Raw genomic sequence first — 13,684 nt, 5'->3', positions numbered from 1 at the left:
CCGACGAGGAGCGAGCAGTGTACGGCGACACCCAACAGATCCGCCTCCGCGCGACGGAGCTCCGAACCCTCGCGACCGAGGTCCGTGGCCGTGCCGGAGACCTCCGCTCGGCGGCCGAGCTCGCGTGGACCTCCACCGCAGCGGAGACCTTCATCGAGCAGCTCGGCACCCGGGCGGTCTCGCTCGAGAACTCGGCGACGCAGCTCGACGACGCCGCTGACAAACTCGACGCGCACGCGACCGCCGTCGAACACGTGAAGCAGCTCATCGAGGACGCCGCGCGCTGGGTGGGCGACCGCTGGAACGACGCGGTGAACCTCGTCTCCGGTGCGGTCGAGACCGTGAAGGACGGTGCCGCGAAGGTGTTCGAGTTCTTCGGCCAGGAGGTTCCGGACTTCCTCGTGCACCAGGCCAAGGACATCGTCGCCTCCACGCCATCGCTGCCGACCCCCGGTGACCGCAGCTGGTTGGACCTTGCAGACCTCTACCGCAGCCGAGGATGGACCCTCTGATGCCCATGACCCGTACCCGCCCGGCTCCGGCCGCAGCAGCCTTCCTGCTGACCGCGGACGAACTCCATGTCCTGGAGCACCGCACCCCGCACATCGTGCTGCCACCCGCCTTCCGCACCGAATGGGGTTCGGACGTGTCGCCCGCCGACGTCCGTGAGCGCGAGCAGCGAGCCGTCGCGCGGCTCCGGGAGCGGCGACTCCTCGCCCGCGGCGACGACAGTCTCCCGGACGACCTCACCGCTGACGTGGATCCCGATTTCGCCGCCTTCCTGTCGATGCCGCAGTTCGCGACGGCGGCCGTCGACGCCTCCTGCTGGACCCTCGACCGCACGGCGATCCAGTCCGTCTCCGTGATCGGCGCCCACGCCCTGGCGTTGCTGCGGACGCAGCGGGTCGACCACTCGGACGCGTCCGTCGCCGAGCACGGCACGGCCGCGCGCGACGAGGACGCCGTCGAGATCCGCGCCTTCGACACCGCCGGGCTGGCCCAGCAACTCCTGCGACCCCTCTCCGCACTCCACGACGTCCCCGACACGCGGGGCCGTTCGACCGACGTCGTCGTCCTGCCGCTCGCCGACGCCGAGGCGCTCGTCCTCGCGCTCCGCCAGGACCGACCCGACGTCGTCGGCGCGGTCGTCGAACAGCTCCACAGCCCGCAGGCCGCGGTGCTCCTCGGCGGTGTCGCGCGGCGGATCGACGGCGGCTTCCGGCTCGACGCGCTGTCTCGGAGCGGTGAGCCCCTGAGACGTTGGACGGACACGTGGCTCCGCGGTGCCGACGGCTGGGTCGCCGTGTCGGTCGACACTCCGGACGTCGAAGCGGCGGGTATGGACCCGTCCACCGTCGCCGAGGGGACCCGGGTCTCGCTCCGGGCCGTCCGTCGCGCGGACATCGTCGCCGAGGTGTTGGCGATCGCCGCGACCATCCAGGGAGCCCGGGCATGAGCGGCATCACGGTCTCCGGTGGCGCTGGCGGCGTCGGCGCGAAGCTCGACGACATGCGACTGCAGGCGCAGCAGCTCGCCACGTTGTCGACCGAGCTGATCGGGCGTTCGGGCACGGCCGCTGCGAAGGCGGTCGACGGCGACCTGCTCGAATCCATGATCCTGTCGCCGGTGACGGGGGCGGCTGCGGAAGGCGCCATCGTCCTCGCCTCCGGTTCCCTGCTCCTCGTGGCGACCGAGACCGGCGTCTCCGCCGTCTTCCTCGAGGGCGCCGTCGTCGCCTACGAGACCGCCGACCAGCTGATCGCGGCGGCGACCGTCGCCCTCCACAACGGCGTCGCCTTCGTCATCGGCGTCCTCGCGGTGCCGGTCGGCCTCGTCGCAGCGGCGGGCGTGGCGGTGTTGGGCGGGGCGTGGATGCTCACCGTGGCAGGCGTCAACATCGTGGTCGAGGGTGTCGACTCGCTCGTCGAGGGCGCCCAGCAGACGCTCGACCAGATCGGCGACAACCCCTGGCTGCTGCTGTCGCCGGCCGGCGTCGCGGGACTGTTCACCGCCAACTCGATCGCCGCCTACTCACCGCAGGAAGTCATCGATCGGACCGCCGCGACGTATGCGGACGCACTCGCGAGACTGCAGGAACTCGCTCCGATCGCAGCTCAGGCGGCCAACGAGTGGTTGGGCGACAACGCGTGGATCGAGGACATCCTCACGGACGGCGCCCCAGGCCTGCTGGCCGGCCTCACCTTCCTCCCCGGGTTATTGCCCGGCTTCAACGGACTCATGTCCGGCCTCACCGGCCAGGGTTGGCCGCCGCTCAGCTATGAGCAGGCCATCGCTGCGATCGCCGGCGGTGGCGGGAGGTTCGGCCTCTTCGACGACGGTCGGGGCGGACTCGCGATGGATCCCAACGACCCGTCGGAGCCGCTCGCCGTGCCCCGCGACCGCACCGTCACGGACCTCGGCGACCTCATGCAGGGCTCGGCCGACATCGACAAGGGCGACCAGGAGCTCAGCAACATCCGCGTGATCCGCTCGGCCGGTCCACCGCAGAGTTGGATTGTGCAGATCCCGAGCACGCAGGTCTGGGATCCGCACGGCGGTGCGATCTCGAACGACCTCACCTCCGACATTGCGGCGATGCAGGGTGAGCAGACGGCGCTCGCCCAGGCCGTGAAGGACGCTATGGCCGCCGCCGAGATACCGTCGACGGATCCGGTGATGCTCGAGGGCTTCAGCCTCGGCGGGATCACGGCCGGTTCGATGGCCTCGGATCCCGACCTCGGCTACAACGTGACGCACGTCGTCACCGCTGGGTCACCGATCGCGCGGTTCCCCATCCCCGACGACGTGCAGGTCCTCTCGTTGGAGTTCAACGAGGACCCGGTCGCTCGTCTCGACGGGCGCGGCAATCCGGACTCAGGCAACTGGACGACGGTCCATGGCGACGCCCCGAGACTGGGCGGTCTGAACCCCGACAAGCAAGATCCCGGGATCGCTGGTGCCCACAACGCGCAGCGGTACGAGATGATGGCTGACCAGGCGACGTCGTCCGGAGACCCGAGCGTCGACTCCTACCTCGACTCGGCGGGCGGCTTCTTCCGTGGTGATCAACAGGTGACCGACTACAGTCCTACGCGGAGATGATCGAGCGCGGCCCGAGCCCGGGTCGCCCGTCCGCAGCCCGTTCCCGACCGTGAGGCCTTCCATGCGCATCAGCACCATCGTCCGATCCGGCGCTGTGTCGGTCGTCCTGTTGGGGATCCTCACCGCCTGCGGGACCGCAGGGCCGACGGCGCAACGCACCCCGGCCCGCAGCCCGGACCGGACACTGGCCGCCGTCGAGCAAGCGGTCGCCGAGATCCCCGGGGCCGGCTTCCGGGCCGCCCGCGCCTGGGACGGCACGACGGCGTACGTCACCGCGACGCTCTCGGCGACCGACGCCTTCACCGGCGACCCCGGTGCCCTCGTCGACTACTCCCTCGCGCAGCTCGCTTCCCAGGACGAGGTCGACCGCGGGCGTTTCGTGCGATTCGCCTTCGACGCCCCCGGGCAGACCGTCGAGTCGACGATCGCCATCCTCGCGACGCTGGACATCGCCTCCGAGCAGTACGCCGGTGGCGATTCCGTGGAGCTCTCGAGCTCCGACCTCGACGCGCGGTACGGAAGCTGGCCGGGCGAGGTGCCGACCCTCCCCGCGGCGTTGGGTGGTGCGGGATGACGACGATCGAGACCGCGCGGTCCACGCACACCCTGCGCAGCGAGGGGCGGACCGACACCGGCCTGGTCCGACGCCTGAACGAGGACGCGTTCTATGCCGGCGCGCCCGCCTTCGTCGTCGCGGACGGCATGGGCGGGCACGAACGCGGCGAGGTCGCGAGCCGGGAGGTCGCGGCGGCGCTCGAACGCGGCATCCCGATCGGCATCCCGACGACGACCGAGGCGGTCGTGACCACGATCGTCGCCGCCAACGCGGTCATCCGCAGCATCCCCACGCCGAACGGGGTCATCGGCACGACCGTCGCGGGTCTCGCGCTCGTGGCCCTGTCGCCGCAGACCGACCTCCACTGGATGGTGTTCAACGTGGGGGACTCCCGGGTGTACACCTGGGCCGACGGCGCACTCCGTCGGATCACCGTCGACCACTCGGCCGTGCAGGAACTCGTCGACGCCGGCTCCATCACGGAGGCGGAGGCGCGCGAACACCCCGATCGCAACATCGTGACGAAGGCGATCGGCGTCGAGGCCGGCATCGACCCGGACGTCTGGCTCCTTCCCGTCGCCGGGCGGCAGCGGTTCCTGCTCTGCTCCGACGGGCTCACCGGCGAGCTGTCCGACGAGCGGATCGCCGAGGTCCTGTCGCAGGGCTTCGAGGGAGCGGCAGACCGCCTCGTGGAGCTCGCGCTGGCCGCCGGTGGGCGGGACAACGTGACCGCACTGGTCGTCGACGTCGTGTCGACCTCGCTGATGTCCAGCGGCCCCGGCTACGATGACGCGGGTGGTCTCGGGTATCTTGAAGAGACGATGCCGCGAGGCTAGAGGAGTGGCCGTGTACTCGTACGAAATGGAACCGGCCGAGGTCCGCCGTTGGCTCGCTGTGGCGGGGCCCGGCAGACTGGTGCTGGTCGACGCCCAGGGTGACGACACCGCTGCTGCCGCATTCGCCGCAGACCTCCCGGGCGACGCGTCGCTGTCGTTGATCGTCGACCGCCTCGCGGCCGGCGGTCTCTCGAACACGCCCGCGTTCGCAGCGGCCGTCTGGGACGGATCGGGAGCGACGGTGATCGTGCGCGGGCTCGCCGCGGCCGTCGTGACGAGCGCCGCCGGGACCGAGACGGTCCTGGGCGCCCGCGCCACCACCTGGGTCGAGGAACACCACGCGGACGCGGTGAGCGTCACGCTCCGGAGCGACCAGCCGAACCCGTCCGGCGTGCGACTCCCGCTCGGGTCGGGAGCCGTCTGGACGACGTCCATCACGGCGACCCTCGACGAGGAGTCCACGGCTTCCGTCGCCGCTCCGACCAGCGACGAGCGCCGGTCGACCGAATCGTCCACCGATGCGCCGACGGCGGCGGAGCAGCTCGCGGCCCCGCCCGTCCCGGCTCCCGCCGAGCCCGCTGCGTCCGCGGCGACCTCGGACGACGCGGACGACGGGACGGACGGCGACGAGGCGACCCCGGTGGCGCACATCGAGCCGGCGCAGTCGCTCCACGTCGTGCCGTCCGTCTCCGACACCCAGTTCTTCCACGACGAGGACGACCCGGACGAGACCCCCTCCACCCCGGAGGAGCCCGTCGACGAGGGCTATGACTTCCTGTTCGGCCAGACCGTGCTCCGACCGGTCGGTGCGGCGGCGGTCGACGAGGCCGGCGACGCGGAACGCGCGGCGGCCGAGGAGTCGGCGCACCAGCAGGCGGCAGCCACCGCGGTCGCCGCGCCGGAACCCGCGGCAGTCGGACCATCGGACCTCGGCGACCACGACGGCCACACGATCCTCGCCGAGGACCTCGCCGCGCTGCGTGCGCGTCGAGCGGCCGAGACTCCGCCTGCCCGGTCGTCCACGCCGTCGGCGACCCCGCTCACGTATCTCGAACTCCCCGGCGGCACTCGCCAATCGCTCGCCTCGCCCGTCGTCCTCGGCCGGGCGCCGAGCGTCTCGCAGGTCCCGGCGTCCGTCGTCCCGACACTCGTCACGCTCACCGGCGACGACATCTCGCGGAGCCACGTGCGCGTCGCGGTCGAGGGCGGCACGGTCGTCGTCACCGACCTCCACTCGCGGAACGGCACGCAGGTCGTCCTGCCCGGTCAGGCACCGCAGTCCCTCCGACCAGGGGAGCCGACACCGGTGATCGTCGGGACCGTCATCGACCTCGGCGGCGGCGTCGCGCTGCGCGTCCGAGAGGGCTGACGTGCGCCGTTCACCCTCGCAACCGCCGGCCATCCCCGGGCTGCGGTTCGAACGACAGCTCGGAGCGGGTGGGTTCTCCGACGTCTTCCTGTACGAGCAGCAGTTGCCGAGGCGTCAGGTCGCCGTCAAGGTGCTCCTCGCCGAGCACCTCAGCGAGCAGACCCGTGAGGCCTTCGTCGCCGAGGCGAACCTCATGGCGCAGCTCTCCGCGCACCCCTACATCGTGACGATCTACACGGCGGACGTCGCCCCGGACGGACGACCATACCTCGCGATGGAGTACTGCGCGGGGCCGAGCCTCGCCGAGCAGGCGAAGCTGCGGCGGTTCGCCGTCGCCGATGCGCTGCGCACCGGCGTCCGCCTGGCCAGTGCGGTGGCGACCGCCCACGCGGCCGGCATCCTCCACCGCGACATCAAACCGGCCAACGTGCTCACCAACGCGTACGGCTGGCCGGCGCTGACCGACTTCGGCATCTCGCAGGCCGTCGAACTCGAGGTTCCGACGAACGCCGGCCCCGGGCGCCCTGGCGACGTCGGTTCCACCGGTGCCTCGGGCACGCAGACGGTCGGTCTCTCCATCCCCTGGTCGCCGCCCGAGATGTTCGAGGACGAGCCGCATCCGGACGTGCGGTCCGACGTGTTCTCCCTGGCAGCGACGGTCTACACGCTCCTCGCCGGACGGACGCCGTTCGAGATCCCCGGGCAGTCGAACGGAGCGGCCGACCTCATCAGCCGGATCGAGCGCGGGACCGTCACGCCGCTCGGGCGCGACGACGCACCGGCTTCCCTCGTCGCGACGCTGCAGAAGGGCCTCGCGAAGGACCGCGCCAACCGTTTCGAGAGCGCCGTCGACTTCGCGCGGGCGTTGCAGCGCGTCGAGATGGAGCTGGCGTACGCGCCGACACCCATCGACATCCCGAACCTCGTGCAGCCGCAGTCGCAGACCCCCCGACCGGACACGTCCAGCAGTGCGTCGGACGAGACGCGGGTCCGACAGGTCCCGACGGTCGAGGCCCAGCCACGTCCCGGCGTGCCGAGTGTGCAGCCGTCGATCGGCGACGAGACGGTGGTCCGCTCGGCGGGACCGCTCGTGCAGCCGATCCAACCGTCGGCGCCGATCACCGTCGGAGCGGCCTCGGCGCCTTCCGAGACGATCCGCCGCGACCGCCTCGAGACCGCCGCCGCAGGTCCGACGGAGGACCCCGATGCCGGTACGGACGGACGAGGCGGACGTCGCCGACTGACCCGCCTCCTCGTCGTGGGCGGCATCGCGGTGCTCGCGGTCGGTGGGATCGCCGCCGGGATCATCTGGCAGGGCGCGGCCGCCGACCCGAAGCCGACCGCCGCCGCGACCGGGGCGCCGATCCAACTGAGCGACGTCCCCTCGCCGAAGCCGTTCGGGGTGAACATCAGCGAGGACGGCAGCGTCGTCACGTTCATCTGGGACAACCCGGATCCGCAGGACGGCGACTCGTACATCTACCAGGTGACGAGCAGCGGCAAGAACTCGCCGAAGGTACCGACCTCGACGTACGCGGTCGATCTAAAGCCGAGTGCTCCGGGCGCGCAATTGTGCATCGAGGTGGTGATCGTCCGGGGCGGCGTCACCTCGCCCGATCCACTCGAGATGTGCTCGCAGCAGTAACGGGACGGACGCACGGGGAGCGACACGATGACAGATATCAGGGGGACTGGGCGATGAGCATGGACGAGGCGACGGACACGACGACGACGAAGACGGCGGTGCGCGTCGAGTTCTGCGGCGAGGAGTACGCCGTGGACGCACGCAAGCCGTTCCTGATCGGGCGCGAGGGCGACCTCGTCGTCGACGAGAACCCCTTCCTGCACCGCACCTTCCTCAGTGTCACCTTCGACGCCGGGCTCTGGTGGCTCACGAACATCGGGAACACCCTCTCCGCGACGGTGACGGACACGACCGGCAACGTGCAGGCGTGGCTCGCGCCCGGCGCGCGGCTCCCGATCGTGTTCCCCGAGCTGCAGGTGCTGTTCAGTGCGGGGACGACGACCTACGACTTCACGATCACCTCGGATCTCGAGTACTTCAGTCCGTCGCAGCTCTCGACGACCACCGCCGGGACCACGACCGTCGGTCCGATCCACCTGACGAGCAGCCAGCGCCTCCTCATCGTCGCCCTGGCCGAGGACGTCCTGCGTCAGGCGTCGCCCGGCCGCGGTGAGATCCCGGCGTCTGCGGCCGCCGCCGCACGCCTTGGATGGAGCCAGACCACCTTCAACCGCAAGCTCGACAACGTCTGCGACAAGCTCGACAAGTTCGGGGTGCAGGGGCTGCGCGGCGGACCAGGCAAGCTCGCGACCGGACGTCGCGCACGACTGGTCGAGTACGCCGTCTCGACCAGGCTCGTCGACGCCAGCGACCTGCCGCTCCTCGACCATGCCGACCAGGCGGGCGTCGACGGGGGACGACCAGCCTGAGGTTGACCCCCGCAACCGTTTTCCAGACGGCACTTGTTTGTTAGAGTGACTCCGCGTTTGCAGCGCGGTGCGTGGACCGTGCCTTGACCGAACATCACCTGGGGGATCGTGAGCAACTGGAGCGCCTGGCTGCGCAAGCGCAAGACCGCGGCCTCCATCACGGCACTGTCGGTCCTCGTCGCCGTACCGGTGACCGCTGCGCTCATCCACCAGGGCTTCCCCGTCACCGAGGTCGACCTCGAGTCCCGCGACGTCTGGGTCACCAACGGTGAATCCCTGCTCGCCGGGCGCCTCAACGACCAGATCTCCGAACTCGACGGAGCGGTCTCGACGGCCTCCAACAACGCCGACGTGCTGCAGGACGGCGACGACGTCTTCCTCCAGGACAAGGCGCTCTCCTCGCTCGAGCGCATCGACCCGGCGTTCACGAGTCTCATCCAGCGCGTCTCGCTGCCGACCGGCGCGACGGTGCACTACGGCGGCGACCGACTCTCGGTCGTGGCGGGGGAGACCGGCAAGCTCTGGTCCGTCGACGCCGCTGGGGAACTCCGGTTCGACCCCACGGAAACGAAACCGATCGTCTCCATCGGCAAGGCCGGTCAGGCGGTCGTCACCTCGACGGGCACCATCCTCGCGGTGGCACCGGCGAAGGGGATCCTCTACCGCATCCTGCCCGACGGCACGAAGACCGAGTCGAAGCTCCCGAAGCTCGACGAGTACCAGCTCAGTGCGGCCGGTGAGCAGGCGGTCATCCTCGACCTGAAGTCCGGCGACCTCGTGAAGCAGGACGGCTCCATCGTCGAGCTGCCCGGCAAGCCCTTGAAGATCCAGGAGCCGTCGGCCTCCGACGACGCTGCCGTCATCGCGACCGGCGACTCCCTCGTGCGCATCCCGCTCGGTGGCGGCGACCCGGAGGTGCTCGACGCGGACGTCGTCACCGAGGCGACGAGTGCGGCCGAGGTCACGGCCCCGGTCAACCTCGACGGCTGCATGCACGGTGCGTGGGCCTCCTCCAGCCGGTATGCCGCAGAGTGCGCCGACAAGAAGCCGGTCATCGCCGACATCAACCCGGAGACCGTCGGGCAGCAGCTCGTCTTCCGGGTGAACCGCTCGGTGATCGCGCTCAACAACGTCCAGACCGGCAACTCCTGGCTCGTGCAGGCGAACATGCGCCTCGTCGACAACTGGGACGAGGTGACGCCTCCGCAGGAGGAGGACGGCGAGGACGGCGACGAGAAGGCGTCAGAGCAGTCCTTCGAGGACACCCTCGCCGAACGGACCGAGGAGAACCGGCCGCCGATCGCCCGCGACGACGCGTTCGGCGTCCGCCCGGGCCGCGCGACGGTCCTGCCGCTGCTCGACAACGACTCCGACGCGGACGGCGACGTCCTGACCATTCAGAACTTCGGCGACATCGGTCCCGAGACCGGCAAGCTGGAGTACATCGACGGCAAGCGGGCATTGCAGTTCACGCCCGCAGAGGGCTTCGTGGCCGGGACGACGTCGTTCCGGTACTCGGTCAACGATGGACGGCCGGGTGGCGTGGCCGAGGCGAACGTGAGCATCGCCATCAAACCGCCCGAGGTCAACGAGCCGCCCACGTCCCATCGCGAGGCCGCCGTGTCGGTCGAGGCCGGGCAGACGGTCACCTACAACGTGCTCGCCGACTGGCGCGATCCCGACGGTGACGACATCTTCCTCCAGTCGGCCTCGCCGGCGTCCGGCGACCTCGTCCGCTTCACCCCGGACGGCTTCGTGACGTTCACGCACGCCTCGCCCGAGATGGGCCCGCGCGACGTCAAATTCGTCGTGTCCGACGGCGTCACCTCGGCGGAGGGGACGCTCAAGGTCGACGTGCAACCCGCCGGCGCCCTCAGCCCCATCGGTACACCGGACTTCGTCTCGACCTTCGTCGGCGAGTCCGCACAGGTCCTGCCACTCGCGAACGACCAGTCACCGAGCGGTGCGCCCCTCGGTCTCATCGGTGTCGAAGCCCTGCAGGGCGGACTCGTGTCGTCGCCGAGTCTCGAGAAGCAGTCGGTCACCGTCTCGTCGAACGAGCCGGGCACCTACTACCTGAAGTACACGCTCGGTGCCGGCATCGCCTCGAGCATCGGGCTCATCCGCGTCGACGTGCTGGAGAAGCCCACCGACGTGCAGCCACCGGTCGCCGTGAAGGACGAGGGCTACCTGCGACCGAACGAGACGATCACGATCCCGGTCCTCGCGAACGACGAGTCGCCGGGCGGTCAGGTGTTGGCGCTCCAGTCCGTCGACGTGCCGGACGAGTCCGCCTCCCTCTCCGTCGAGGTCCTCGACAGTGCCGTGGTGCGCGTCTCCTCCTCGGCACCGCTCGAGGGACAACTGCAGTTCACCTACACGGTCTCCGACGGGACCTCCTCGGCGACGGCGGCGGTCACCATCGTCCCCGTGCCGCCGTTGCCCAAGCACCAGGCTCCCGTGGCCAGCGACGACGCGGTCGTCGTGCGCGCCGGCGACATCGCCAACGTCGCGGTACTCGAGAACGACTACCACCCCGACGCGGCCGTGATGCTGGTCGACCGCGAGCTGGTCGACGTGCCGACCGCCGGCCTGGCCTTCGTCGACGACGACGAGGTGCGGTTCCAGGCGCCGACCGAGCCCGGCACCTACACCGCCACGTATCGCGTGTACGACACCTTCGGCGAGGCCGACACGGCCACGGTGACCTTCAACGTGGTCGGCGAGGACAAGAAGAACAACCAACCGCCCGTCCCGCAGCTGCTCACCTCCCGGGTGTTCGCCGGTGCGACGGTCCGCGTGGACGTCCCGCTCGACGGTCTGGATCCGAACGGCGACTCGGTGGTCCTCGACGACATCGCCTCCGCGCCCCTCCTCGGTCGCGTCATCGAGCAGGGGAGCACCTGGTTCGTCTACGAGGCGGCCCCGGACTCCTCCGGCACCGACACCTTCCAGTACCGGGTCAAGGACACCTACGGCGCGGTCGCAGTGGGCACGATCAAGATCGGCGTCATCGGGCGTCCCGAGGTCGACGGGCAACCGAACGCGGTCGACGACTACATCGAGGTGCTGCCCGGCAAGGTCGCCTCGGTGCCGGTGCTCTCCAACGACTCCGATCCGAACGGCTACAAGCTCAAACTCGAGCCGAAGCTGCTCTCGGTGGACGACGGCCTCACCGCCGAGGTCAGCAAGAGTCGCGTCGTGATCGAGGTGCCGGACGAGGAGGCCTTCTTCACCGTCCGATACCAGATCACCAACGGCAAGGGCGGGATCGACAGCGCCTACATCCAGGTCAAGGTCACGAAGGACGCGAAGCCCCAGTTCCCCGAGGCCGACGACCACGTCCTCGAGGACGCCGACATCGTCGGGAAGAAGACCGTCGACATCGACGTGCTCGACGGTGCGCAGAACCCCGGGGGGCTCGTGGACGACCTGCAGCCGAGCCTCGAGGGTGCGAACGCGCCGTCCGGCGAGGTGCGCGACGGTGGCACCATCCGGGTCACCCTCACCGACCGACGCCAGGCGATCGCCTACCGGTTGACGGATCCCGTCACCCAGCTGAGCGGCGCGGCGTTCATCATCGTGCCGGCGGCGACCGACGGTGAGCCGCCTCGGATCAAGAGCCCCCTGCCCGAGCAGATCGTCAAGGTCAACGAGACGCGGACCTGGAAGCTCTCGGAGATCACCGAGGCGCCGTCCGGGAAGCCCGTCACCATCGCCTCCGAGGGCAGTGTCGTCAACTTCCGGGGCAACGGCACGTCGAGCTACGTCGACGACGCCACGATCACCTTCACCCCGGCCAAGGACTACCGCGGACCGGCGTCGGTGAGTTTCGAGGCGACCGACGGCCGGGACAGCAAACTGCTCACCCTGCCGATCACGGTGGGTGACCCGGACCTCGAGGACGTCCCGCCGACGTTCACGCCGCCGACGGTGACGATCGAGGCCGGAGAGGCACCCATCACGGTCGACCTGCGGGCGTCGAGCGACCACCCGAACCCGAAGATCCTCGCAGCCCTCACCTACCAGGGCTTCGGCGGGACCACAGCGGGCGTCCAGGGGAACCTGTCGGGCTCGCAGGTGACGATCTCCGCCCCGCAGGGCACCCAGCCCGGCACCTCGGCGACGCTCACCTTCACCGTGAACTACAAGGAGTACTCCGTCCCGGGGTCCGTGAACGTCCGCGTCGTGTCGTCGACGAGGCCGCTCCCGCGTGCCATCGACGACCGCGTGGAAGAGGGCCGGAAGAACAAGGCCGAGTCGATCAACGTGCTCGCTAACGACTACAACCCGTTCCCCGACACGCCGCTCAAGATCCTCGACGCCACGGTAGAGAGCGCCCCGGCGGGTGGAGCGACGGCCACGGTGTCCGGGAGCTCGGTCACCGTCACGCCCGGTTCGTCCAAGAGCGGGACCGTCAGCGTCATCTACACGGTCCAGGACGCGACGAACGACCCCAACCGACGAGTGCAGGGCCGCATCACCGTCATCGTGAAGGACGTCCCCGATCCGCCGTCGCTCAGTCTGAAGAGCGCGAAGAGCGGCAAGATCACCGTCGTCGTCGGCGGTTCGCCCGCGAGCAACGGCGCGCCCATCGAGTACCACGCGGTGAAGTGGAGCGGCGGCGGGGAGAAGCAGTGCGCCCCGGGGAACGACTGCACCTTCGACGTCACGAACGGGCAGAGCTACACCTTCTCCGCCTACGCGCACAATGCCGTCGGCAACAGCGCGGACTCCGAGACGGTCACGGCCACCGCCTACGGCGTCCCGACCGCGCCGCAGAACGTGTCGCTGCGGGCATCCGGAGATGCCCCGGCGACCCTCACCATGCAGTGGGCGAGGCCAGCGGATGACGGTGGACAGGTCACGAGCTACAGCTGGCGGATCATGAGCGGTTCGAGCACCGTGAAGACGGGGACGACGGGGAGCACCAGCGATTCCGTCGGCGGCATCGGCGCGGGCACCTATCAGGTGTACGTGTCCGCGACCGGGCCCGGCGGAACCGGCCCGGAGGGCGGACCGGCGGAGGCCACGGTCAAGGATCCGCCGCCGCCGAAGCCCAGCGGCTCCCTGTTCAAGTCCGGGGGCGCGCATGCCTGTCAGAGTGGCGGCACCGGCTGCTACGACGTCGGTGTGAACTACCAGAACGTGCCCCAGGGCAATTACACCGTGGACATCACCCGCGATGGACGCGCGATCGGCACGTCCATGAACGTGACCGTCGGTGGTAACGGGAGCTTCACGCACCACAACCATCTCGGCGTCATGACCGGCGGCGAGACCATCGCCGCGACGTTCCGGAACAACGCCACCGGTGAGACGTTCACCATCGGCTCGATGTCCGGCTCGGCCTGGAACAACCTCTAG

General features: G+C 70.2%; 8 protein-coding genes and 1 pseudogene. All 9 read left to right on the top strand.

Annotated features, from left to right (window positions below; translation table 11 throughout):
- Positions 1-14 precede the first annotated feature (14 nt).
- Positions 15-512, top strand: a pseudogene (locus tag BIU99_RS03625) (hypothetical protein); the annotation flags it as partial.
- Complete coding sequence (locus BIU99_RS03620) at positions 512-1,456, top strand: hypothetical protein (protein WP_071259537.1); 945 nt, start codon at positions 512-514, stop codon at positions 1,454-1,456. The pseudogene BIU99_RS03625 and the gene BIU99_RS03620, both read left to right, overlap by 1 nt.
- On the top strand, positions 1,453-3,102 hold the full coding sequence (locus BIU99_RS03615; RefSeq protein ID WP_071259534.1) for a hypothetical protein: 1,650 nt from the start codon (positions 1,453-1,455) through the stop codon (positions 3,100-3,102). The genes BIU99_RS03620 and BIU99_RS03615 overlap by 4 nt, the downstream gene beginning before the upstream one ends.
- A gap of 61 nt (positions 3,103-3,163) precedes the next feature.
- Positions 3,164-3,676, top strand: a complete 513-nt coding sequence (locus tag BIU99_RS03610) for a hypothetical protein (protein WP_071259531.1) — start codon at positions 3,164-3,166, stop codon at positions 3,674-3,676.
- The gene (locus tag BIU99_RS03605; protein WP_071259528.1) at positions 3,673-4,494 is read left to right on the top strand and encodes a PP2C family serine/threonine-protein phosphatase; all 822 of its coding nucleotides are present in this window, start codon (positions 3,673-3,675) and stop codon (positions 4,492-4,494) included. Before BIU99_RS03610 ends, BIU99_RS03605 begins: the two co-directional genes overlap by 4 nt.
- A gap of 10 nt (positions 4,495-4,504) precedes the next feature.
- Positions 4,505-5,863 carry an FHA domain-containing protein gene (locus BIU99_RS03600; protein ID WP_175484347.1) on the top strand — a complete coding sequence of 453 codons (1,359 nt, stop codon included), beginning with the start codon at positions 4,505-4,507 and terminating at the stop codon, positions 5,861-5,863.
- Between the two features lies 1 nt (position 5,864).
- A complete protein-coding gene (locus BIU99_RS03595; protein ID WP_071259523.1) occupies positions 5,865-7,508 on the top strand; it encodes a serine/threonine-protein kinase in 1,644 nt (547 codons plus the stop codon).
- Positions 7,509-7,561: 53 nt separating this feature from the next.
- The gene (locus BIU99_RS03590) at positions 7,562-8,317 is read left to right on the top strand and encodes a hypothetical protein (RefSeq protein ID WP_231884419.1); all 756 of its coding nucleotides are present in this window, start codon (positions 7,562-7,564) and stop codon (positions 8,315-8,317) included.
- A gap of 108 nt (positions 8,318-8,425) precedes the next feature.
- The gene (locus BIU99_RS03585) at positions 8,426-13,684 is read left to right on the top strand and encodes an Ig-like domain-containing protein (RefSeq protein WP_071259521.1); all 5,259 of its coding nucleotides are present in this window, start codon (positions 8,426-8,428) and stop codon (positions 13,682-13,684) included.

Origin of the sequence: Plantibacter sp. MMLR14_011, assembly GCF_001865025.1 — a bacterium.
In the GTDB taxonomy this organism is placed as follows: Bacteria; Actinomycetota; Actinomycetes; order Actinomycetales; family Microbacteriaceae; genus Plantibacter; species Plantibacter flavus_A.
Note: the sequence above shows the minus strand (reverse complement) of the source record. Positions and strands in the feature narration are given on the sequence as shown.

Bases quoted from the DNA above. Each gene is read 5' to 3' on its own strand.
- BIU99_RS03615 (WP_071259534.1), top strand. From the start codon at position 1,453: ATGAGCGGCATCACGGTCTCCGGTGGCGCTGGCGGCGTCGGCGCGAAG.
- BIU99_RS03605 (WP_071259528.1), top strand. From the start codon at position 3,673: ATGACGACGATCGAGACCGCGCGGTCCACGCACACCCTGCGCAGCGAG.
- BIU99_RS03590 (WP_231884419.1), top strand. From the start codon at position 7,562: ATGAGCATGGACGAGGCGACGGACACGACGACGACGAAGACGGCGGTG.
- BIU99_RS03610 (WP_071259531.1), top strand. From the start codon at position 3,164: ATGCGCATCAGCACCATCGTCCGATCCGGCGCTGTGTCGGTCGTCCTG.
- BIU99_RS03620 (WP_071259537.1), top strand. From the start codon at position 512: ATGCCCATGACCCGTACCCGCCCGGCTCCGGCCGCAGCAGCCTTCCTG.